This window comes from Prosthecobacter sp. Pr1 (assembly GCF_057652315.1).
Window position 1 is genome coordinate 116,720 of sequence record NZ_JBYFBS010000010.1, and the last position, 20,952, is coordinate 137,671.

The 20,952-nt window shown below is 60.0% G+C and carries 18 protein-coding genes; 10 read left to right on the plus strand and 8 right to left on the minus strand.

Annotated elements, in window-relative coordinates; translation table 11 throughout:
* Window positions 1–15 precede the first annotated feature (15 nt).
* Complete coding sequence (locus tag AC24GY_RS17175; RefSeq protein WP_487685591.1) at window positions 16–1,581, minus strand: NAD(P)/FAD-dependent oxidoreductase; 1,566 nt, start codon at window positions 1,579–1,581, stop codon at window positions 16–18.
* A gap of 64 nt (window positions 1,582–1,645) precedes the next feature.
* Entirely contained in the window at window positions 1,646–2,920 is a 1,275-nt protein-coding gene (locus tag AC24GY_RS17180) for a cation:proton antiporter (RefSeq protein WP_487685595.1), read from the minus strand.
* A 90-nt stretch (window positions 2,921–3,010) separates the two neighbouring features.
* Here AC24GY_RS17180 and AC24GY_RS17185 point away from each other — a divergent pair, with 90 nt between their 5' ends.
* Both AC24GY_RS17185 and AC24GY_RS17190 read left to right on the plus strand, forming a co-directional pair.
* On the plus strand, window positions 3,011–3,229 hold the full coding sequence (locus AC24GY_RS17185; protein ID WP_487685597.1) for a hypothetical protein: 219 nt from the start codon (window positions 3,011–3,013) through the stop codon (window positions 3,227–3,229).
* Entirely contained in the window at window positions 3,226–4,506 is a 1,281-nt protein-coding gene (locus tag AC24GY_RS17190; RefSeq protein WP_487685600.1) for an NAD(P)/FAD-dependent oxidoreductase, read from the plus strand. Before AC24GY_RS17185 ends, AC24GY_RS17190 begins: the two co-directional genes overlap by 4 nt.
* Before the next feature lie 18 nt (window positions 4,507–4,524).
* On the opposite strand, the gene AC24GY_RS17195 is transcribed toward AC24GY_RS17190, so the two are convergent.
* The gene (locus AC24GY_RS17195; RefSeq protein WP_487685603.1) at window positions 4,525–5,772 is read right to left on the minus strand and encodes an NAD(P)/FAD-dependent oxidoreductase; all 1,248 of its coding nucleotides are present in this window, start codon (window positions 5,770–5,772) and stop codon (window positions 4,525–4,527) included.
* Between the two features lie 194 nt (window positions 5,773–5,966).
* On the opposite strand from AC24GY_RS17195, the gene AC24GY_RS17200 reads away from it, so the two are divergent.
* The 4 genes from AC24GY_RS17200 (at window position 5,967) to AC24GY_RS17215 (ending at window position 10,648) form a co-directional block, all read left to right on the plus strand.
* Window positions 5,967–7,256, plus strand: a complete 1,290-nt coding sequence (locus tag AC24GY_RS17200) for an alginate export family protein (protein WP_487685606.1) — start codon at window positions 5,967–5,969, stop codon at window positions 7,254–7,256.
* A 75-nt stretch (window positions 7,257–7,331) separates the two neighbouring features.
* On the plus strand, window positions 7,332–9,875 hold the full coding sequence (gene hrpB / locus AC24GY_RS17205; protein ID WP_487685610.1) for an ATP-dependent helicase HrpB: 2,544 nt from the start codon (window positions 7,332–7,334) through the stop codon (window positions 9,873–9,875).
* A 61-nt stretch (window positions 9,876–9,936) separates the two neighbouring features.
* A complete protein-coding gene (locus AC24GY_RS17210) occupies window positions 9,937–10,221 on the plus strand; it encodes a hypothetical protein (protein ID WP_487685613.1) in 285 nt (94 codons plus the stop codon).
* Window positions 10,208–10,648 (plus strand): TA system VapC family ribonuclease toxin, encoded by a 441-nt coding sequence (locus tag AC24GY_RS17215; RefSeq protein ID WP_487685616.1) that lies wholly within the window; start codon window positions 10,208–10,210, stop codon window positions 10,646–10,648. The genes AC24GY_RS17210 and AC24GY_RS17215 overlap by 14 nt, the downstream gene beginning before the upstream one ends.
* 32 nt (window positions 10,649–10,680) lie before the next feature.
* On the opposite strand, the gene AC24GY_RS17220 is transcribed toward AC24GY_RS17215, so the two are convergent.
* The 4 genes from AC24GY_RS17220 to AC24GY_RS17235 form a co-directional block, all read right to left on the minus strand.
* Window positions 10,681–11,757, minus strand: a complete 1,077-nt coding sequence (locus AC24GY_RS17220; protein WP_487685619.1) for a L,D-transpeptidase family protein — start codon at window positions 11,755–11,757, stop codon at window positions 10,681–10,683.
* A gap of 133 nt (window positions 11,758–11,890) precedes the next feature.
* Window positions 11,891–13,249 carry an outer membrane protein assembly factor BamB family protein gene (locus tag AC24GY_RS17225; protein WP_487685622.1) on the minus strand — a complete coding sequence of 453 codons (1,359 nt, stop codon included), beginning with the start codon at window positions 13,247–13,249 and terminating at the stop codon, window positions 11,891–11,893.
* 72 nt (window positions 13,250–13,321) lie between these two features.
* Window positions 13,322–14,299 (minus strand): hypothetical protein, encoded by a 978-nt coding sequence (locus AC24GY_RS17230; protein ID WP_487685625.1) that lies wholly within the window; start codon window positions 14,297–14,299, stop codon window positions 13,322–13,324.
* Window positions 14,300–14,305: 6 nt separating this feature from the next.
* Complete coding sequence (locus AC24GY_RS17235) at window positions 14,306–15,556, minus strand: OmpA family protein (protein ID WP_487685628.1); 1,251 nt, start codon at window positions 15,554–15,556, stop codon at window positions 14,306–14,308.
* A 164-nt stretch (window positions 15,557–15,720) separates the two neighbouring features.
* Here AC24GY_RS17235 and AC24GY_RS17240 point away from each other — a divergent pair, with 164 nt between their 5' ends.
* The 4 genes from AC24GY_RS17240 (at window position 15,721) to accC (ending at window position 19,635) form a co-directional block, all read left to right on the plus strand.
* The gene (locus tag AC24GY_RS17240; RefSeq protein ID WP_461528096.1) at window positions 15,721–16,635 is read left to right on the plus strand and encodes a PfkB family carbohydrate kinase; all 915 of its coding nucleotides are present in this window, start codon (window positions 15,721–15,723) and stop codon (window positions 16,633–16,635) included.
* Between the two features lie 73 nt (window positions 16,636–16,708).
* Window positions 16,709–17,521 (plus strand): 1,4-dihydroxy-2-naphthoyl-CoA synthase, encoded by an 813-nt coding sequence (gene menB, locus AC24GY_RS17245; protein ID WP_422318109.1) that lies wholly within the window; start codon window positions 16,709–16,711, stop codon window positions 17,519–17,521.
* A gap of 106 nt (window positions 17,522–17,627) precedes the next feature.
* Window positions 17,628–18,185: an acetyl-CoA carboxylase biotin carboxyl carrier protein gene (gene accB / locus AC24GY_RS17250; protein ID WP_487685633.1), complete on the plus strand. Its 558-nt coding sequence runs from the start codon at window positions 17,628–17,630 to the stop codon at window positions 18,183–18,185.
* 94 nt (window positions 18,186–18,279) lie between these two features.
* The gene (accC, locus tag AC24GY_RS17255; protein WP_422320607.1) at window positions 18,280–19,635 is read left to right on the plus strand and encodes an acetyl-CoA carboxylase biotin carboxylase subunit; all 1,356 of its coding nucleotides are present in this window, start codon (window positions 18,280–18,282) and stop codon (window positions 19,633–19,635) included.
* Between the two features lie 52 nt (window positions 19,636–19,687).
* Here accC and lepB read toward each other — a convergent pair whose 3' ends face one another.
* A complete protein-coding gene (gene lepB / locus AC24GY_RS17260; RefSeq protein ID WP_487685636.1) occupies window positions 19,688–20,908 on the minus strand; it encodes a signal peptidase I in 1,221 nt (406 codons plus the stop codon).
* Window positions 20,909–20,952 lie beyond the last annotated feature (44 nt).

A 20,952-nucleotide genomic window follows, 5' to 3' on the forward strand; every position in this document is an offset into this window, starting at 1 on the left:
CTGCCCCGCTGCATCTCATGCCATCGCAGGTGTGGCTTTTGTCTGCGATGGCAGATGTGATGCTGCGACATCTTCAGCAGTTTCACCCCAGCTGCGCCAGCCTTCACGGATCTCCAAAATGACCCACTCGGCCAGCATGCCAAAGAGTTTGATGGCATCGTTGCGGTGTATCTTGAAGCCGGTGATGAGGCTGCGCTTGTTGCGATTCGCCTTACCGAGCTCCTTGGTGCGCCTGCGGCGACGAGCGATCTGTGCAAAGCGCCGGTTGTAGGTGCTCATGAGCTTGAACACAAACCCCTGCCCCGTGGCGAAGGGCGGTGTGTGTAGCGCAGTGGCCCCTTGCTCAAACGGATGCCTCACCACACCCCAGTAGTAGAGCCCCAGGTCGAGGCGGTAAGCCAGATCCATGAGATCAAACTCGCCCATGTACTCATACTTGTCTTTGTACAGAGACAGGAACCAGCAGCGGTGGCTGGTGGAGAAGGTGTGATTGTACTGCGGCACCAGCTCGGCCATAGATGCCCCCTTTCGCTGCTGAGTGATCAGATTCGCCGCGCTGCTCGTGGTGTAGGAAATCCAATCCATGCCAGGGCTGTAAAACGGATCCATGAACGCGGCGGCATCCCCCGCCAGCACAAAGCCGTCTCCGGCAAAGGTGGTGCTGTAATAAGCGAGGTTTTTGCGCCAGTGCACATCGCTCTCATCATACTGCGCATCTGCCAGCAGATCGCGGGCGACGGGATGCTTCATGAGGAAGTTCTTCAACCGATCGCCCACCTTGCCGCCCTCCGTGGGGAAATCGACAATGCGCTGATCAAAGACGACGCCCACGCTCATGTCTCCACCCTTGAGAGGAATCCACCAGCTCCACCAGCCATCGCCAATGACGTGATTCGTCGCCGTGCCGCGCACACAGTAGAGCGCGGCGGACCATTCGGGGTATTTTTCTGCCAGTTCGCGGCCGTCCCAATCCTTCACCCCTTTCCAGCGCGACCATGCGGCGGTGGTGGGATGTTCGAAATTGGACTTCCACCAGCCATTCTTGCGGGAGATCAGCGCAGCCACACCTGAAGCATCCACGATCCAGCGTGCCTGCACCGTGTGAGTCATGTCTCCCTGTTTATAAGTGACGGTCTGCATACTACCCTCTGCGAGCTGCACACTGGTGATGCTGACAGGGCGCAGCAGCGTGGCTCCTGCGGCACAAGCACGGCGCAGCACCTCCTCATCAAAAGTGGAGCGGTCCAGCTGGTAAGACGGCAGCTTGACCTGATACTTGGAACCCAGTTCACTCGCCTCGGCGATGGATGCCACCTCCTTGTTGGCAAACCAGAATCGCAGCCCCTGCTTGCAAATGTGGTTCTCGTTCAAGTACTGCGTCAGTCCCAGAACTTTGCCCATGAAGAAGGCGCTGACTTCGACCGTCGCCTCGCCCACCCGCCGCCCCAGCTGCTCGTTTTTTTCCAGGATCAGGACACGGATGCCCGGATTGTGGCGCAGCAGCAGAGTGGCGGTGGCCGCTCCGGAGAGCGCGCCCCCCATGACAACCACATCGTAGGTGGCGGTGCTTTCAGAAATCATTGAATCCATGCGTGTGGTCTTTCCAAGGGCTAAGAGTGCGAGGGCAAAAGCTGAGATTGGGAATTTATGCTGGAACCGCTTCAGGCCCCAGTGCTGGCTGCCTGCTGCCGAAAAGCGTGAGCAGAGGTCCGGTCATCATCGTGGTAACCAGGGCCATGATGACCATCATGGTGAAGATGCGCGGTGAGAGGATGCCGAGGTCATAGCCCATGTTCAAAACGATGAGCTCCATCAAGCCGCGAGTGTTCATCAGCGCACCCAGTTGCAGCGATTGGCTCCAGCTCATGCCGGTCCAGCGTGCGGCGATGGCGCTGCCACCCAGCTTGCCCAGCGTGGCCACTGCAATGATGCCCAGGCACAGCAGCCAGCCCTGCCAGTCATTCAGCAGATTGATCTGCGTCCGCAGGCCCACGAATGCGAAAAACAGCGGCAGCAGAAACACAGAGCTGAAGTTTTCCACGCGCACCGCGAGCTTCTTCCGAAAGCCGCCAGCATCAGGCATGATCGCTCCCGCAAGGAAGGCACCAAAAAGAGCATGAATGCCGATGATCTCCGTGATCAGGGCTGCCGCCATCACCAAGCAAATCACAAAGGCCAGCACACCTTTGGGCGGATCTTCACACTCCAGATTTCGGGTGCCGATCATGCGGGGCAGCATGGGCCGGACGATCAGAATCATGAAGGAGATAAAGGCCGCCACCAACACAAGATTCACGATTGAAGCGGCCATGCTGGTGGCGCGTACAATCGCCACGATAAAGGCAAGCACGCTCCATGCCGTGACATCATCCACCGCGGCACAGGTGATGGCCGTGCTGCCGAGGAAGGTGTTCGTCAGGCGACGCTCCTGCAAGATGCGGGCGAGAACCGGGAAAGCTGTGACGCTCATGGAGATGCCCATGAACAGAGCGAATGCGTTAAACGTGGTGCCAGTCTGCGCCAGGCTTGTGTAAAGAAAATAGGCCAGCAGCACACCGAGAAAGAATGGAATGACCATGCTGGCATGACTCACCATCACGGCTGTGTGGGCCTTTTTGCGCACGTGTCCGGTGTCCACCTCCATGCCCACGGAGAAAAGAAACAGACAGACCCCGATCTGACTGAGCATTTTCAGCGTGCCAAGTGAGGTGGCTGGAAAAACGAACTGATAGACGTCAGGTGACAGCCAGCCAAAAAGTGACGGCCCCAGCAGGATACCAGCCGCCATCTCACCAACCACCGCAGGCTGTCCAAAGCGAGTGAACACAGCGCCCGTCAGACGAGCAGCCACAAGGACAACCAGCAATTGCACCAGCAGGCGGCTCACGGGTTCATTCGCGTTCACGCGCAGACCATCCATGACGGCTGAGAAAGTCGAACTACCAGCCGTAATCCCAGATGAAGCCGCAGGCTTGGCAGCAATGCTTTCCGCTTTCGCTTCCAATCGTGCATGCGCTGGAAACGGCAGATCGGCGCCAAAATGCAAAACGGCAAAGATTCCCAGGCCTACAATGAGCAGGGTGCAGAGATAAAAAGAGACATTTCTTTTCATGGGATGCAGTGGAGTGATGTGGCTGTGTTTTTTGGTTTGCAGATTGCTTGTGAAGTTGCGCCTTCATTGCGCTTGCGTGAGAATGGCGGTTCACCCTCAAAGTTGTTTACTGAATGAGCGCGCCTGTAACTCCGGCTTCCACAAGCCCATCCTGGGATGTCATTGTCATCGGCGGCGGCCCTGCCGGCTCCACAGCCGCCACCACGCTGGCCAAGGCTGGAAGGCGTGTGCTGGTGCTGGAGAAAATGAAGTTTCCGCGTTTTCACGTCGGTGAATCGCTTCTGCCCTACAACCGCAAGATCTTCGATGAACTCGGAGTGTGGTCGAAGATCGAATCCGGCGGCTTCATGCTGAAGCGCGGCGCGCAGTTCCTGATGGCCAATGGCAGCCGAAAGGTGCGCCTGGATTTCTCCAAGGGATCGTTCACCGAATACCCGACAGCCGTGCAGGTGGAGCGCTCGAAGTTTGACAAGATCCTGCTCGATCATTCGCAGGAGTGCGGGGCGGATGTGCGTGAAGAAAGCACCGTGATTGAGCACACGGTGCACGACACCCACGTCACCGTTCGATACAAGGACGCTGCAGGGGCCGAGCAGACCGTCAGCGCCAGTTTCCTCGTGGACGCCAGCGGCTTGTCCAACTTCACCGCCAACCGGGCCTCGATGAGGAAGTATTATCCCGGCCACAAAAAGATCGCCATTTTCAACCACTACCAAGGTGTGGACATGCCGCAGGGCGAAGAACGCGGAGACATTCTCATTGTCCGCCGTGAAAACTCCTGGTTCTGGATGATCCCGCTGGAAGACAACAAAACCAGCGTGGGCCTGGTGATGGATGCCGCCGACTTCAAGGCACTGGGCGTGGAACCACAGCAGGCCTACGACGACGCCGTGCGCACGACCAAAGTCGTGAGCGAGCGGTTCGTGAATGCGGTGCAGATGACTCAGGCTCATGTGGTGACTGACTTCTCGTATAAAAATGATGCTCTCGTCTCACACCGCGTGCTGCGTGCGGGTGATGCCTCGGGTTTTATTGATCCTATTTTCTCCAGCGGAGTTCTGCTGGCGATGACCAGCGGGCAGCAAGGCGCGCAGGTCATTGATGAAGCCCTGCGTCTGCAGAAGGGTCTGACGCCCGCCATGCACACCTACGAGAGAGACACCCGCGCCCGCATCGGCCAGTACTGGGAGTTCATCGAAAAATTCTACAAGCTGTACTTTGCCCAGATCTTTTTCCAGCCCACGCAAAAGATGAAAATCATGTGCGCCATCAACTGCGTGCTCGCAGGCCGCACCCGCCTCTCCTTTGCGGCAAAGTGGCGGCTGCGCCTGTTTTTCTTTATCGTGTGGATGCATAAGAAGGTGGGCATCACTGAGCAGATCGCGATCGAATGAGGAAACCTCGATGGCGTGTCACGCCGCCAGAGGTTCGCCATAGGGCAAGTCTTCGGGCAGAGGTACAAACTCGCGGATCTGGCTCCAGAGCACGCTGAAGTCCTTGTTCACGTCGCCAGACAAACAGTCGGTGATGGCACCGCCCGCATCAGGGAAGCGTTTGATGACTTCGCGGAAGGAGAAGTCAGGATTGTAGAAGGCATAGACCAGCTTGCGCATGTTCTCCACGCCCTGACGGATCGTCGCGCCATAGGCGGTGAAGCGTTCGGGAGAGAGATCCCCTTCGAGAATGCCTTGGTGAATCGTCTCACCGGAGAGCACGCCGCATTTCAGCGCCAGCATTACCCCGCTGCTGAAGACGGGATCAAGAAACGCAAAAGCATCTCCCACCAGCAGCAGCCCGGGACCGGCGCAGTGCCTGGCATGATGCGAGTACTCGCTGGTGAGTCGATACTCGCCATTCGAGGTGCCGGTGCTGAGGTGCTCTTTGATCCACAGATTTTCCTCCACTTCACGATTGAAAATTTCTTTCGGGTCCTTCACGCCGCCGCGTGTGAGGTATTTGCCTTCAGCCACCACGCCCACGCTCACCATGTCATCGTGCTGAGGTATGTGCCAAAACCAGCCTTTGTCAGGGATGTAGGCGACCATTGTCTGGCCTTCGTCGATGCCGGGTTCACGAGTTGATCCCTTGTAGTAGGTCCACACCGCAACCTTGTTCAGATAGGGGTCGCGCATGCGCCAGTTGTTGCGTGTCGCGCTGAAGGCTTCCTTGCCTGTGCAGTCGAGGGTGATCTTGGCGCGGTATTCAGTGACGTTGCCATCCTTGTCCTTGGCACGTGCGCCGACGACACGGCCATCCTCCTTGATCAGCTCCTGCACGGCCGTCTCCTCTTTCACCTCTGCACCTTTCTCACGTGCATGGTCCAGCAGCATCTGGTCAAACTCGGAGCGCAGCACCTGCCAGGTCTGCGCCACGCTCTCGCGATCGTAGCGATTGAAAAAATAGAAGGGCTGGGAAGCCTTGCCGCTCGGCTGCACAAAGGCCACGCTGTACTTTTTCACGAAGTGCGACTTCTTCATCTTCGGGATCAGCCCGAGGCGCTCCAGCGGCCCATAGGTGAAGGGGATCAGCGACTCGCCAATGTGGTAGCGCGGAAATTTCTCGCGCTCTAAAATGAGCACCTTGTGGCCGTATTCAGCCAGGATGGCCGCAGCGCTGGAACCCGCAGGTCCGGCACCGATGATGAGCGCGTCGTAGTTCATGAGAGTGGGAAGGCAGGATGTCCGTCACTCATGAATACCCGGATACGCGGCATAACGAAAATCCCATTTCGCTATCGTTTTGATGCCGCATCGGCATGGCAATTCAGAAGCCCGCCAACCATAACGCACCAGCATGAAAGCCATACCGAAAGTCTATTTTCGTTGCCGAAGTGTCTGCGACACAAATAGAGCTCATGCGCCTCCCACTTCTCTTTCTCAGTCTTTGCGCCTTCCCTGCTTTGGGCGAAGGCATCGCCGAACAGCTCAAGTGGAACTTCCAGGCGCGCACCCGGGGCGAGACACGCAACAACACATACGACTTCGACTCCAGCCACAACGCGGTGACTGATGACACCTACCTGCTGGCACGCATGCGTCTGGGGGTCGAGTGGCAGCCGGATGAGTTTGTCAAAATCGCCGTGCAAGGGCAGGACGTGCGCGAGGCTTTCTCAAAGCGCGCCAATGTGCCGCTGCAAAACGGCGCGGAGGGAGATGACAGCTTTGACCTGCGCCTGGCCAGCATCGAACTCGGCAACCCAAAGCACCTCAGCTTCAAAGCAGGCCGTCAGGTGCTCAGCTATGGCGATGAACGTCTCGTGGGCCCGCTGGAGTGGCAGAACTTCAGCCGCACCTTTGATGCGGTGAAGCTGCACTACCAGACCCCCACCTGGTGGCTCGACGCCTTCACCTCCAGTGTTGTGCGCATCCGCCGCTCGCAGTTCAATCAGTCCGACTGGCTCAATGATGCAGCCACGCGCAATCAGTTCTTCAGCGGCCTCTACTTCAGCAGCCAGTTCCTGCCATTTCAGACCACGGACCTGTACGCCTTTCATCTGCATGAGGAAAACCCCACGGGCGTCTCCAACTTTGTCACCTTCGGCACGCGGCACAAAGGAGACCCCGCCAAGCTGAAGGGCTGGGATTATACCGTGGAACTCGTGGGTCAGACGGGTCAGCTGAATGGCCAGCCTCTCAGCGCCTATGCCTACCATCTGGAGGGCGGCTACAACTGGCTCAAGCATTCATGGAAGCCACGTCTCGCCCTCGAGTACAGCGCGGGCAGTGGCGACAGCGATCCCAATGACGGCCGCGTGCACACCTTCCAGAATCTCTTCCCCACGAATCATCCGCCCTATGGCTTCATGGACACCTTCTCCTGGCAGAACATGCAGAACGTCGTCCTGCGCCTCGCCGCGCAGCCGCATTCGAAGGTGAAGACCACGCTCGATTTCCACTCCTTCTGGCTCACCACCACGGGGGATGCCTGGTACCGCGCCAACGGCACCACCCGCGTCCGCGCCATCAATCCGAACGCCAGCAGCCACGCTGGCTGCGAGCTCGACTTCACCATCAACACCAAGCTCACGCCGCATCTCGACATGCTGATCGGCTACTCGCACTTCTTCGCGGGCGCTTACCTCGCTGCCACCGGGCCGAGTGATGATGCTGACTTCGCCTACTGGATGATGACGCTGAACTATTGAGCGCTCACGGAAGGCGCTGATCAGGCAATTTTTTCGTGTATTTCATGGGTTTCGTGGGCCACACCATGGGTGTCCATGTCCAACCCTGCCACGCTTCCCATCTTTGAACTCCGCCAGACCTTCACCGCCGCCCTGCTGGATCCGGCGCTGCCGAATCTGCTGATCAAAGCGCCCACGGGCTCCGGCAAATCCACGCAGATCCCGCAGTTCGTGCTGGATTCCGGCCTGCTGGCCGAGGGCAAACGCTGCATTGTGCTGCAGCCACGCCGCATCGCCGCGCGAATGCTGGCACAACGTGTGGCGCGTGAGCGCAATGCACGCCTCGGTGGCGAGGTGGGTTATCAAGTGCGGTTTGAAAACATCACCAGCAAGGAGACGCGCCTGAGCTATGTGACGGAGGGCGTGATGCTGCGGCAGATGCTCGAAGATCCGCAGCTTGAGCGCGTGGGCTGCATCTGCATCGATGAATTCCACGAGCGGCATCTGGATGGTGATCTTGTGCTCGCCTTTGCGCGGCAGCTGCAACGCACGCGGCGGCCGGATTTGAAGATCATCGTCATGTCCGCCACACTGGTGCCGGGACCGCTGGTGGATTTCATGCAGCCGTCCAAGCTGCTGGAATCCGAAGGCCGCACCTTCCCTGTGGAAGTGCGCTATCAGGCCCCCTTGCAGCTCAAGACCGGCTACCCGGAGCCCATCTGGGATCAGGCCGCACGCGCCTGCGAGGACCTCGCCCTTTCACCCGGATTCTCCGGCGACATGCTTGTCTTCATGCCGGGAGGTCATGAAATTCGCAAGACCATCGCCGCGATCCAGGGCCGCAGCTTTGCGCGTGGTCGCCGCGTGGTGCCACTGCATGGCGAGCTGACACCGCAGGATCAGGACGCCGCCGTCACGCCCGGCGAGCAGCCGAAGATCATCGTCAGCACGAACGTGGCGGAAACCTCCCTCACCATCGAAGGCGTCCGAGCTGTGGTGGACGGCGGTCTGGCACGCACGGCCTCATATGATCCGCGCCGTGGCATCAACACCCTCACCGTGCAGAAAATCAGCCGCGCGTCTGCTGAGCAACGTGCCGGACGCGCGGGCCGCCTCGGCCCCGGCATCGCCGTGCGTCTGTGGACACAACGCGATCACCTGCTGCGTCCTGAAAGCGAACTTCCCGAAGTCCAGCGTCTCGATTTGAGCGAAGCCCTGCTGGCACTGCGTGTGCTTTCACGGGAGCCTTTTGATTGGTTTGAAGCGCCGACGCCCGCCTCCATGTCGCGCGCAGAGAATCTGCTGCACGATCTCGGCGCGCTCGATCACGAAGGCCGCATCACCACGCTGGGCCGGCAGATGAGCCGCTTCCCGTTGCACCCGCGCTTTGCGCGCATGCTGCTCGCCGCCGCGCAGTTTGGGTGTTTGCACGAGGCCACACTGTGCGCCGCCGCGGCGCAGGGGCGCGACATCTTGCTCGTCGGCAAAAACAACGCCTCACACAAAAACGAGGACCTGTGGGAACACGATGACGTGACGGAGTTCCAGGCCATCCTCCGCGCCTTTGCCCGCGCTGAAGCGATGAACTTCAACCCCGATGAATGCGCCCGCTACGGCATCCACGCCAATGCCTCCCGCGAAGCTGCCCGCAGCGCCGATCAGTTCCTCCAGCTCGCCAAACGCTCCGGTCTGCCCATCAACGACGAAGTCGCCGATCCCACCGCATTAGCAAAGATGCTGCTCGCTGCGTTCAGCGATCACCTCGGCGTGGAGACCAGCACCGGCAGCCGTATTTACCGGTTGGCGGGTGGCTACAGCGGCCACCTTGGCAAAGACGCGCACATCCGCCCGCCGCGCCTCATCGTCGCCGCCGAGATCGTCGAGGTGCAGGGCAAGGCGCTCACCGTGCAGCTCAACAACTGCACACGCATTGAAGAGGACTGGCTGCGCGAGCTCTTCCCCGAAGACTTCACCACCGCCTCCCGCGCCGCCTATGACGCCGTAAACCGCCGCGTCATGAATCTGGAAGAAGTCCGCTTCCGCAGCCTCGTGCTCAGCAGCCGCGAACGCGGCGAGCCCGATGAATCCACCGCCGCCAGCCTGCTCGCCGCCGAAGTCATCGCCGGACGTCTCCAACTCACCAACTGGAACGACAAAGTCGAGCAATGGATCACCCGCGTGAACTGCCTTTCCAAGTGGATGCCCGATCTCGAAATCCCCGCCATCGGAGAGGAGGACCGTCACCTCATTATCGAGCAAGTCTGCACTGGCTGCATCGCCTACCGTCAGCTCAAGGACAAAGACATCTTCCCTGCCCTGCACCAATGGCTCAGCCACGCGCAGCGCGAGATGCTCGACAAATACGCCCCCGAACGCTACCCCCTCAAAAACGGCAAGACCGCCCGCATCGTCTATGACGAAAAGCAGCCGCCGAGTGTGAGCGCCGTGCTCCAGCACATGTACGACGTGAACGAAAACCCCAAAGTGGCCGCAGGCCGCATCAGCGTCACCGTGCATCTGCTCTCACCCGCACAGCGCCCCATCCAGACCACCGGAGATATTGGAAGGTTTTGGCGCGAGGGATACCCGGCAGTGAAGGCGCAGTTGCGCGGAAGGTATCCGAAGCATGAGTGGCGGTGAGGGGCGTTGGGTGGCAATCAACGTCTTGACATTAAATTGATGGAGCTGGACAATTGCATGCATGACCAAGACACAGATCCAAGTACCTGAGGAGTTGTTTCGTGAACTCCGCAGTTTCGCCAAGCAACGCGAGTGGTCCCTGGCGGAAACCTTCCGTCGCGCTGCCGAGTTGTTGCTGCAAGTCTATCCCGAGCCACCCGAGCAGCAGACCACAGCCTGGGCCCCTCCGACTTCCGGCAAAGTCGGTTGGAAAGGCCTGAGCGCAGCCCAGCTTCGCGACGCCACCTTTGCTGACGCCGATCCACGACTGGCCAGATCACCCAAAACGCGCCATGCTCTCGATTGATACCAACCTCCTGCTTTACGCCTACAGCGAGGCGGCCCCCGAGCACGACCGGGCTCTTGCATTCATCACCTCCATGTCGGCAAGTGAAAGCGTAGCCCTGAGTGAGTTTGTTCTTACCGAGTTCTACCTTCTACTGCGCAATCCGACTGTGTTAAAGAAGCCTCTCAACGCGCCTGATGCTGTGCGTGTCATCCAGAGTTACCGTCAGCATCCTCGCTGGAAGATCCTCGGCTTTCCGCCCACCAGCCGCGAGGTGCACGCCGATCTCTGGCATCAAGTTGCAACACCTGGCACCGCCCGTCGCCGCATCTACGACACACGCACCGCCCTCTGCTTACGTGCGTTCGGCGTCACTGAATTCGCCACGGCCAATGTAAAGGACTTCGAGTGCTTTGGATTTCAGAAAGTGTGGAATCCACTGACATAAACCTGGCCCATCGCCGCAGCGCATCACTGCTATCACGGCAGGATCAAAACCCGTGCCCCTTTGCTCACCCAATCGTGAACCTGAAGCAGATCGACCTTTCGCAAACTCAGGCAGCCCCAGGTGAGGTGGTGTTTGCCGTCGGGCCAGTCGCTGATCCAGCCATGAATGCCGATGCCGCCGCCCAGTGCGGTATCGGTCGGAGCTAGAGAGCCATTGAGCGCTGCCGCGGCTATACGATCGCGCTCTTTCTTGGTGATTCGCTTTTCGATCAATGCTGTTCGGGCATCGTTGGCGTTCGGATAGTTCAGCCGCAACCATGCGGCGCCGAGATAAGCGCCGTATTCGCCATCGAATGGTCCCCTGGCCTTCTGCGTGATCCGGTATTCGCCCACCGGGGTGCGGTTGTCGCCGTCAGTTGTTTTTCGCTGCCTGCCGTCCTGCCCTAGAGCGATGGGCAGCGTGTGTTTGACTTGTCCTTTCTCGCAAAAAGAAATTTGATAGTCATGCTTCACCGCAATGAGAAGACGCTCCTCCTTCGCGGGCACCAGCAGACGTCTGTGGCTGCGAATGAACGTGGCCACACTCTGAGGCCAGGTGGCCGCTTCGGCGTAAAGGAGATGCCGCAGTGTGACCGTGAGCTGTGCCTGGGTGCCATCTGCTCCGGCAGCTATCTGAGCGATGCGCTGACGGCGCTTCACCACGTCGCCGGGCTTGAGAGTGCATGAATGGATGCCTGCATAGCCGGCCAGTACTCGCTGGGGTTGTCCATTGTCGAGAAAGCGGTGCTCCAGCCAGACCTCGCCGTCTTTCACGTCACTGACAGTACCGGCGGCCAATGCGTAAACGGGTTGATTTGCATCCGTGTCACCACCGCCACTGCCATTCCATGTTTCGTGCGCCTCAAGTCCCAGCGCATCGATTACGGACTCGCTCACGCTCCATTTCTTGTACCAGCGTTTGGTGGCCAGATCTTTGTAGCCCGCCGATCCGTCCGCTCCGCCTACGGGAAAGTCGAAGCCGTCAGCGAGGTCTGGAGCGAGGATTGAACTGAGATCCTGAGCTGAGAGTGTGCAGGCCATGAAGAGCCATGGCAGAAAACGCAGGCTCATGCGTAATGCGGGGCGCAGTGTGAGTTCAATGTCGGCGGAAGCATGCCTCGTTTTATCGAAAACGGCATTCTTCAGCAAGAGCGAACACTGGACAGCCAATCGCAAAATTCATTTCTCTGATCCTCCACAACAGTCACTCCCCAATGCAATACAGCGTCTTCGCCGACCTCAGAAACAACTGCCCATTGCTGATCGCCGGAGTGGCGCTGTGATCGGAGGTGTCGCCTTCAATTTTGTTGCGGGAGATGACTTCGAACTTGGGGCCAAGTTTGATGACGAGGACTTCGCCGCGTCGGCTCACGTGGTAGAGGTGACCGTTGGCGGCGACGGGGGAGGCGTAGTCGCCACCACCCATGCCACCACCACTGCGACGTCCACCGCCTCCGCCACCAAAGCCCTGATTGCCGCCTTGAGGTGGAGCGGCGGCGGTGGCAGCGTCGCTGGGCTCAATGCGTTCGCTGTAGACCTCAGCACCCGTTTTGGCATCGCGACAGGTGGCGATGGAACCGCTGATCCAGTAAAGGCGATTTTCCCAGAGAATGGGAGTGGCGATGCGGGAACCGTTGGAGCCGGTCCAGAGAGTGTGGGTGGCGCTGACATCGCCTTTGCCGCCGGATTTGATGGCGACGGAGCCGCCGCCGCGCTCGCTCATGGCGAAGACGGCGCTGCCGTCGGTCACGACGCTGTTGCAGACGGAGTCGCTTTGCAGCCCGGTGGCGTACCAGCGCAGCTTGCCGGTGTCGGGATTGAAGCCCCAAACCTCGCTCGGCACGGCGATGGCGAGATCGGCGCGGCCTTCGACTTCAACAACGATAGGCGTGCCCCAGGTGCCGGCAAAGCCTTCGGAGGGGGCTTTCCACAGTTGTTTGCCGGTGGTTTTATCGAAGCCAAACAGCGCCTGGCTTTCAACAAGCGCGGGAACGATCAACACATCGCCATGCAGAATCGGGCTGGAAGCAGAGCCCCAGCCACGGCGGTCATCCCAATCACCCACATCAGCCTGCCAGAGTGCCTTTCCTTCGAGATCAAAGGCGAGCACACCGGACTTGCCGAAGAAGGCGAAGACGCTTTTCCCATCCGAGACAGGCGTGTGGCTGGCGTAGCCATTCTGGGCAAACATGCCGCCGTAGCGCTCCTCCGGCTGCTTGGCGGGCACGGAGCGATCCCAGAGGATTTTGCCGGTGGTGCGATCCACGCAGATGAGATGGCGCTTCAGCGCGGTGATGTCTCCCGTGCCCTGCTGCCCATCCGTGGCGTAGCCGCTCCAGCAGGTGACGAAGATACGATCTCCCACGACAATGGGGCTGGAGGAACCCGGGCCGGGCAAAGCGGTCTGCCATTTGAGGTTTTTCGTGGCGCTCCATTCCACCGGCACCGGCTTGTCATCCGGCGCGATGCCGCTGCCATTGGGACCACGAAAACGCAGCCAGTCGGCGGCGCTGGCGGCGAGAGACGAAGACAGCAGTACCAGCAAAGAAAGGCGCGTGATCATGAGCGCATCCAACCCAGCGATGCGGAGGCGGTTGCGCAATGAATGCGCTTCATCGGCGGAATCCGAGCCAGCTCAGACAGTGGCCGGCGCAGCCACCAGCTTCCTGGCCTGCTCCACCCAGCGCTCACGGTAGATGCGGTCTTTGAAGGCGAGACGGGCGGAGAACTCTTTGACTTGATCTTCATCCCAGGCGGCGATCTGCGCATGGGTGTAGATGCCGATGTCGTGGAGACGCTGTGCGAGCACCAGTGAGATGCCTTCAATCTCGGTGAGGTTGTCCACGTTTTCAGGCTGGGTCTTGTAAATGAGGCCGAGCTTGGGATCGAGTTCGGAATCGGACTGGGGTTCGAGCTTCAGTTCGAGCTGAGGTGCCGCTTCCAGTTCAGGCAGAGCAGGCAGCAGGAGTTCGGTCAATGAGGGGAGGCTGTCGGCAAGCACCAGACCTCCAGGTGCAGCATGTGCATCCACACCGTTTTCAGCCCCTTCGCTGGCATGCGGGGCCGAAATGATGTCGGCGAGGGGCGAGGCGTGTGGTGCAGGCTGCGGCAGCTCGGAAGCGGAAGATGTGATGCCCGTTGGGGAGGATGCGGCGGGCGGCGGCTCCGTCGGCACTGCGGGAGGCGGTTCCGGCGTCAGGACACTCTCCGGAGCGGTGGCTTCCACGGGCGGCGGGTCTGACTGAGGGGCCGCGGCAGGCAGATCAATGTCGCGTTTGGCAATGGTTCCTTCTGTGACGGCCGGCACAGTTTCGGCGGCAGGCGTGCCCTCTTTTTTGGGCATGTGAATGGTCTCGGTAGCCATCGCGACAGCAGGACCGGACAGGATGGAGTGATCGCCCACTTTACGTTTCAAACTGGCAATTTCATCCTTCAGGGAAGAGGCCTCGCCGAGCAACTGACGCGTCTGGCGCTTGTAGCGGCCCCAGGTCGCATAGCCAAACAGCATGCCGATGACGAAGAAGATGAATCCCAGCACACAGACAAAGGCACCGCTGTGCATGAGCATGTAAAACAGCGGCTCGGAAGAGAGGGATTCAAAGTCGAATTTCATAGACGGCTATTTGATAAGGAGTTCGACACAACGCGGGCTGGCAGGGGCCGCAGGCGAACCGGCGGGCACAGGATCAAACACCACCGCATGAATGTCTGTGGTGGGTGCGCCCTGCTCCACAAGGAAGGACAGCACGGCTTCAGCGCGGGCTTTGCTGATGTCTTTTTCGGCCTTCTCGGGGCCGGCGGGATCTGGATGTGCGCCGATGACCAGCCCCAGACTCGGACCTGCGGCGAGCAAGCTGGACGCGAGGGTGGCGAGCTTGATCTGCTCCTGCGGTGGAATTTGCGCCGAGCCGGGATCAAACATGATCACACAGTCCCGCAAGACCTCGCGCAGTGAGTCAAGGGTGTCTGGCGGCAGCTTGGACTGAATCTGATACCCGGGAAAATGATACAAGGAGGGCACCAGCGTGAACTTCGCATCCACCTTGGCAGCGCCGGTGACGGGCCGTAACAATGCCAGCCAAACACTCTCAAGCTGCCGCGTGGCCATCCCGGTCAAATGCGGGATGCCATCGCTCTTGATGTCGAAGGTGCGCGGCGGAGGCAGGGAGAAAAAACTGTTCACAAAGGCCGTGAGCAGTTGTGGTTTGGCAAAGGCGGCGGGCAGCACATGCGGGCTGGCCTGGAGTGCGGTGGGGTCCACCACCCGCGCGCCCGCCACTTCCGCGAGCGCGGCCACCAGCTCCTCCTTCAATGCGGTGTCTGGCAGCAGTCCGCTGAGCACGATGGCATCGCCTTTGGCCCTGATGTGCAGCTCCGCAGGCACACGCAGGGTGTCGATGATCGGCTTGAGCAGCGGGCTGCTGGCCGTGAACGGCGGCCTCAGGCCCTCCGGCCAGTTCACTTCGGGGGAGGTGTGCAGATCATCGGCATTGATGACAAGATCGGGGCGCAGATCGGCGAGAAGGCGGCGCACATTGCCCGTTTCGTCCCCTTCAGGAAACCAGCCACTGAGGCGGAGGGTGCCCTGGTCCAATCTGGCGCTGAGACTGGCCTTCACGTGAATATTCTCCGCACCGGGCTTCAAACGCAGCGGCACGAGTCTGCGGATGGCCACCAGCGCCCGCTCACGGGCGGACGGGTCCGGTGCCTCGCCGCTGACAGCAATGTCGAAAAAGCGCACGTCCACGACGGGATCCCGCACCCCGGCGGCCTTCAGGCGCGCCACGGCCTCCTGGGTGAGCGGGGGGAGATTGTCACGGCAAAACAGCCATGCATGCACCCCCGTCGCCACGGGAAGGAGGATCAGCATGAAAAAGCAAAGACTGAGACGCATGAAAGAGTGTGCGGAGTGGCAATTGACACAACGGAGGTGGAACCGATAATCCGCGTCCCCGCTGGCTGCTGTACCGTTAAAGTCCACCGCCTGCGAGGCAAGGACTAACTATTACACCTTATCTAACCAAATACACGCTCATGTCAGTCGTCATCGCCGGAACCGTCGCCCTCGACAATGTCAAAACCCCGCAGGATTCGCAGGAAAACCTGCTCGGAGGTTCCGCCAGCTACGCGGCACTGGCCGCCAGCATCTTCTGCCAGCCGATCCATCTGGTGGGCGTGATTGGTCATGATTTCCCCAAACCGCATCTCGACATGCTGGCCTCCCACGGCATCACGCTGGAAGGCCTGGAGCGCAGCGATGGTGAATCCTTCACCTGGACCGGCGAATACCATGAGGACATGAACAGCCGCACCACGCACAAGGTGGGCCTCAACGTGCTGGAGCAGTGGCAGCCCAATCTGCCCGCCGCCGCCAAAGCCGCCAAGGTGGCCGTGGCCGCGAACATGAGCCCTGACAACCAGATGCAGATGCTGGACCAGATCCAGGCCGACTTCGTCACCGCCGACACGATGGACCTGTGGATCAGCATCGCCAATGAGCGCCTGCATGAAGTGCTCAAGCGCATCGACCTCCTCGTCATCAATGACGGCGAGGCCAAGGAATTCGCCGGCACCACCAACCTCGTGGAAGCCGGGCGCAAGCTGCAGGCCAAGGGCCCGCGCTTCGTCATCGTCAAGCGTGGCGAACACGGCAGCTTCCTCTTTGGTGAGAAGCCGGAGGAATTCTTCGCCTGCTCCGCCTACCCCCTGCACAGCGTGTTTGACCCGACCGGCGCCGGTGACTCCTTCCTCGGTGGTTTGTCCGGCTGGCTCGCCGCCAACGGCAAGACCAAGCCGACCTTCGAAGATCTGAAGACCGCCGTCGTCCACGGCAGCGTCACCGCCAGCTACACCTGCGAAGCCTTCAGCACGCACAAGCTGCAAACGGTCACGAAGGCTGACATCGCCGCACGCATTGCCGAACTGCGCACCTTCACGAGCTTCGCCTGAGGCTGAGTTGACGATTGTTTGCCCAACCATCGTCAACAACCGTAAACCACCGTCAACTCCCCCTCCCTTCCCCATGTGGACTTCGATCAAAACTTTCAAAGACATCAAGCTGGAGAAAACCAGCGATGGCATCGCCAAGATCACCATCAACCGTCCGAAGGTGCGCAATGCCTTCCGGCCGCTGACGGTGAAGGAGATGCTGGAAGCGTTTGAAATCGTGCATGAGGACCGGAGCGTGGGCGTGATCATCCTCTGCGGCGAAGGGCCCCTGGCCTTCTGCTCCGGTGGCGACCAGAAGGTGCGCGGAGATGCCGGTTACATCGGCGACGACGGCGTGCCTCGGCTGAACATCCTCGATGTACAGCGGAAAATCCGCACCCTGCCAAAGCCTGTGGTGGCCATGGTGGCCGGGTATGCCATCGGCGGCGGCCACGTTCTCCACATCGTGTGTGACCTGACCATCGCCGCAGACAATGCGCGTTTTGGCCAGACAGGCCCAAAGGTCGGCAGCTTCGACGGCGGCCTCGGCTCCAGCTACCTCGCCCGCATTGTAGGGCAGAAGAAGGCGCGTGAAATCTGGTATCTCTGCCGCCAGTACGATGCGAAACAGGCGCTGGAAATGGGCCTGGTGAACACGGTCGTCCCGCTGGACCAGCTGGAAGAAGAGACGCTCAAATGGTGCCGTGAGATGCTCCAGCACTCACCGCTGGCCCTGCGCTGCCTCAAATCCGCCCTCAATGCGGACTGCGACGGCCAGATGGGCCTGCTGGACCTCGCCGGAAACGCCACGCTTCTCTATTACATGAGCGAAGAAGCGAAAGAGGGCAAAAACGCCTATGTGGAGAAGCGGAAGCCTGATTTTTCCAAATTTCCGCGTGTTCCTTGAAAGTTAGGGAAAGATTCGAACTTAAAAGTCAAGGATGCCTTTGTGGTTGCCACATCTGGTGGAGTTTGTATGATCGCCTTCCGTTCGTTGACACACTCTCCCCGACATGGCCAAACGTACCACTACCAAACCAGCAGCCCCCGCCGCCCCTTCGTCCTCAGCCTACGACCTCAAACAGATCCGCGAAATCGTCGGACTCATGGCTGAGAACAACCTGACCTATTTCCACAGCGAGCAAAAAGGCGCCAAACTTGAACTCCGCCGTGGTTCTGATCTGGAGGCCGTCAAAGAACTGCTCCAGAGCATGCCTGTCTCCTCCGGTTCACACGTCTCCTATGCCTCCGCCCCGGCTCCAGCCGCTGCTGCACCCGCTCCAGCCCCTGCCGCCTCCAGCTCCCCGGCTCCAGCCGCCGCTTCCGAAGCCATGGGACCGACCATCAACTCCCCGATGGTGGGCACCTTCTACCGCAGCGCCGCTCCGGGAGAAAAACCCATCGCCAACATCGGCGACAGCGTGGGTGAAAACAGCAATGTCTGCATCATTGAGGCCATGAAGGTCATGAATGAAATCAAGGCTGACACCCGTGGCACCATTGTCCGCGTCCTCGTGGAAGACGGCAAGCCCGTCCAGTATGGCCAGCCCCTGTTCGAGTTGAAAGCCTGATTGCCCACCCTGCCCCTGTCTTGACGTCCGGGCCCGCAAATTCGGGCCTGCAGACGGTCCAGCCAAGCAGACTTCCACTACCTTCTGATCACTCATGTTCAAAAAAGTCCTCGTTGCCAATCGTGGTGAAATCGCTCTCCGCGTCATTCGTGCCTGTAAAGAACTCGACGTCAAAACCGTCGCTGTTTATTCCGAAGCCGATGTCGATTCGATGCACGTTCACCTGGCCGATGAAGCCATCTGCATTGGCCCTGGTCCTAGCTCCGAGAGCTACCTGAAAATGAGCCGCATCATCAGCGCGGCGGAAATTGCCAACGTGGACGCCATCCACCCCGGCTACGGCTTCCTCTCTGAGAAGGCTGAATTCGCCGAAGTCTGTGCGCAGTGCAAAATCAAGTTCATCGGCCCCTCCGCCCGCGTCATCAGCATGATGGGTGACAAGAACGTGGCGCGTGAAACGGCCCTGAAGGCAGGCATGCCCATCACGCCCGGCTCTGACGGCATCATTCACACAGAAGAGGAGGCCCTCGAGTGGGCCCGCAAGATCGGCTACCCCGTCATGGTCAAGGCCAGCGCCGGTGGCGGCGGCCGCGGCATGCGCCCGGTGCTCAATGAAGCCACTCTGCGGTCCAGCTTCCAGGCCGCTTCCTTGGAAGCCATGAAGTGCTTCGGTGACGGCTCCATGTACATGGAAAAGCTCGTCGAAAAGCCCCACCACATCGAGTTCCAGGTCGTGGCCGATTCCCATGGCAACGTCGTTCACCTCGGTGAGCGCGACTGCTCCATGCAGCGCCGCAATCAGAAGATCATCGAAGAGTGCCCTTCCCCAAAAATTTCCCCCGAAATGCGCAAGCGCATGGGTGAAGCCACGGTGAAGCTCTGCAAGGAGATCGGCTACGAGAACTGCGGCACCATCGAGTTCCTCGTCGATAACAAGTGCGAGAACTTCTACTTCATGGAGATGAACACCCGCATTCAGGTGGAGCATCCCATCACGGAAGAAGTGTATGGCTGTGACCTCATCAAGGAGCAGATCCGCATCGCCGCCGGCCTGCCGCTGAGCGAGCACGTGGTGGACGCCCAGCCTCGTGGCCATGCCATCGAGTGCCGCATCAATGCCGAGGATCCTGCCCGCAACTTCGCCCCCAGCCCCGGCAAGATCAATCTCTGGTACACCTCCGGTGGCCGCGGCGTCCGTGTGGACACCCACGTCTATTCCGGTTACTCCGTACCGCCGTATTATGATTCGATGATCGCCAAGCTCATCGTTACCGGTGCCACGCGTGAGATCGCCATCCGCCGCATGCGCCGTGCACTTGGAGAATTCACGGTCGAAGGCATCAAGACCACGATCCCGCTGCAAAGCCAGATCATGACCACCTCCGACTTCCAGAACGGCCAGTACGACATCACCTGGGTGGAGAACTTCCTCCGCCAGGAAGGTCTGTAAGACTAGACTGGTCTTCGACGCGGGGGGACGCCCCCCGCGTAAATCAACACGACTACCGGATCAGGCCCCAGTTACGTCCCAGCGGGAAGTAGCAGAACAATCCTGGCCCGACGAGATTGCGCTCTGGCACGGAGCCCCAGTAGCGGCTGTCGGAACTGTTGTAGCTGTTGTCGCCCATGGCCCAGTATTCGCGAGTGTTGTCACGATTGATCAACTCGCGCACGGTGCCGTCTGAGAGGAAGCCGAAGTTGCCGTAGCCTTTGTACAGGCCCTCCATGGCCCCCACGCGCTTCATGCCAAACTCCTCTGCGGGCTTGCCATTTACCCACAGCACGGGTGATTTGACTTCGAGCCGGTCTCCGGGCACACCCACGAGCCGCTTGATGTAATGCTGCGAGCCTTCTTCAACGCTCACCCGCATGTAAGGGCTGCGAATGTTCTTGGTGGTGAAGACGAACACCTCGCCGCGAGTGGGGCGGCGGAAGTTGTAGGCGAATTTGTTCACCAGCACGTGGTCCCCGGTGTCCAGAGTGCCACGCGCCAGCAGCTGCCCTTCGGTGACATAGGTCCCGCCTGATTCCCCGAGCTTTTGCTCCACCCGCGCATCCGGGGTGATGTTCTGACCATCTGCGCGCACAGGAAGATTCAGGTAACGCTGCATGCCCAGATTAAAGCCATCCGGATCGGTGGCCAGCTGCCGCATGGGCGCCCAGATCCACTGCGTGCCGCCATCTTCAAAATGCAGGCGGCAGTGCGCGAAAAAGCCGAGGTAGCTGTGCTCCGTCAGAGGAGGCCCGTCTTTACGCAGGAAACCTGAACGAGTGGCCAGGACATTGTAGTAGCTGCGACCAGCCACCCAGTCCTTGCACCGCACAAAAAGATTCGGCGTCACGTCCTGCTCCGTATGATTCGCGACCAGACCATAAAGAGTCGGCTGCATGGAGCCGGTGGGAATCTTGAACGGCTGCGCGATGTAGCTGCGGATGCCCAGCGCGATGACAATGGCGACAAAGAACACCTCCACATTTTCGCCGATGTCCGAATGCTCCACGTGTGGCAGCGCTTTTTCACAGGCCTTGTTGATCTCGTCGTTCAAGGCGCTGATGCGCGCCTTGTCCTTGGCGCGCATGGCGTCCTCCAAATTGCTGCGCAAAACCGTGATCTCCTCCAGCTTGGCCGGCGGCAGGATGTCACGCTTGTAGTTGATGAAGCGCGTCACGCCCTTGTGCAGGAGCTTGGCATGCTTGAGGTAGCGGGGGGTGAGGAAAAACATGGGGGCGGGTATGAATACTAGAAGGGGGCAGGCAATGCTCAAGT

Coding starts and splice junctions, on each gene's coding strand:
- accB (WP_487685633.1), top strand. CDS start 17,628: ATGGCCAAACGTACCACTACCAAACCAGCAGCCCCCGCCGCCCCTTCG.
- AC24GY_RS17190 (WP_487685600.1), top strand. CDS start 3,226: ATGAGCGCGCCTGTAACTCCGGCTTCCACAAGCCCATCCTGGGATGTC.
- menB (WP_422318109.1), top strand. CDS start 16,709: ATGTGGACTTCGATCAAAACTTTCAAAGACATCAAGCTGGAGAAAACC.
- AC24GY_RS17185 (WP_487685597.1), top strand. CDS start 3,011: ATGCGCTGGAAACGGCAGATCGGCGCCAAAATGCAAAACGGCAAAGAT.
- AC24GY_RS17195 (WP_487685603.1), bottom strand. CDS start 5,772: ATGAACTACGACGCGCTCATCATCGGTGCCGGACCTGCGGGTTCCAGC.
- AC24GY_RS17225 (WP_487685622.1), bottom strand. CDS start 13,249: ATGATCACGCGCCTTTCTTTGCTGGTACTGCTGTCTTCGTCTCTCGCC.
- accC (WP_422320607.1), top strand. CDS start 18,280: ATGTTCAAAAAAGTCCTCGTTGCCAATCGTGGTGAAATCGCTCTCCGC.
- AC24GY_RS17240 (WP_461528096.1), top strand. CDS start 15,721: ATGTCAGTCGTCATCGCCGGAACCGTCGCCCTCGACAATGTCAAAACC.
- AC24GY_RS17230 (WP_487685625.1), bottom strand. CDS start 14,299: ATGAAATTCGACTTTGAATCCCTCTCTTCCGAGCCGCTGTTTTACATG.
- AC24GY_RS17215 (WP_487685616.1), top strand. CDS start 10,208: ATGCTCTCGATTGATACCAACCTCCTGCTTTACGCCTACAGCGAGGCG.
- AC24GY_RS17210 (WP_487685613.1), top strand. CDS start 9,937: ATGACCAAGACACAGATCCAAGTACCTGAGGAGTTGTTTCGTGAACTC.
- AC24GY_RS17175 (WP_487685591.1), bottom strand. CDS start 1,581: ATGATTTCTGAAAGCACCGCCACCTACGATGTGGTTGTCATGGGGGGC.
- lepB (WP_487685636.1), bottom strand. CDS start 20,908: ATGTTTTTCCTCACCCCCCGCTACCTCAAGCATGCCAAGCTCCTGCAC.
- hrpB (WP_487685610.1), top strand. CDS start 7,332: ATGTCCAACCCTGCCACGCTTCCCATCTTTGAACTCCGCCAGACCTTC.
- AC24GY_RS17180 (WP_487685595.1), bottom strand. CDS start 2,920: ATGGATGGTCTGCGCGTGAACGCGAATGAACCCGTGAGCCGCCTGCTG.
- AC24GY_RS17220 (WP_487685619.1), bottom strand. CDS start 11,757: ATGAGCCTGCGTTTTCTGCCATGGCTCTTCATGGCCTGCACACTCTCA.
- AC24GY_RS17200 (WP_487685606.1), top strand. CDS start 5,967: ATGCGCCTCCCACTTCTCTTTCTCAGTCTTTGCGCCTTCCCTGCTTTG.
- AC24GY_RS17235 (WP_487685628.1), bottom strand. CDS start 15,556: ATGCTGATCCTCCTTCCCGTGGCGACGGGGGTGCATGCATGGCTGTTT.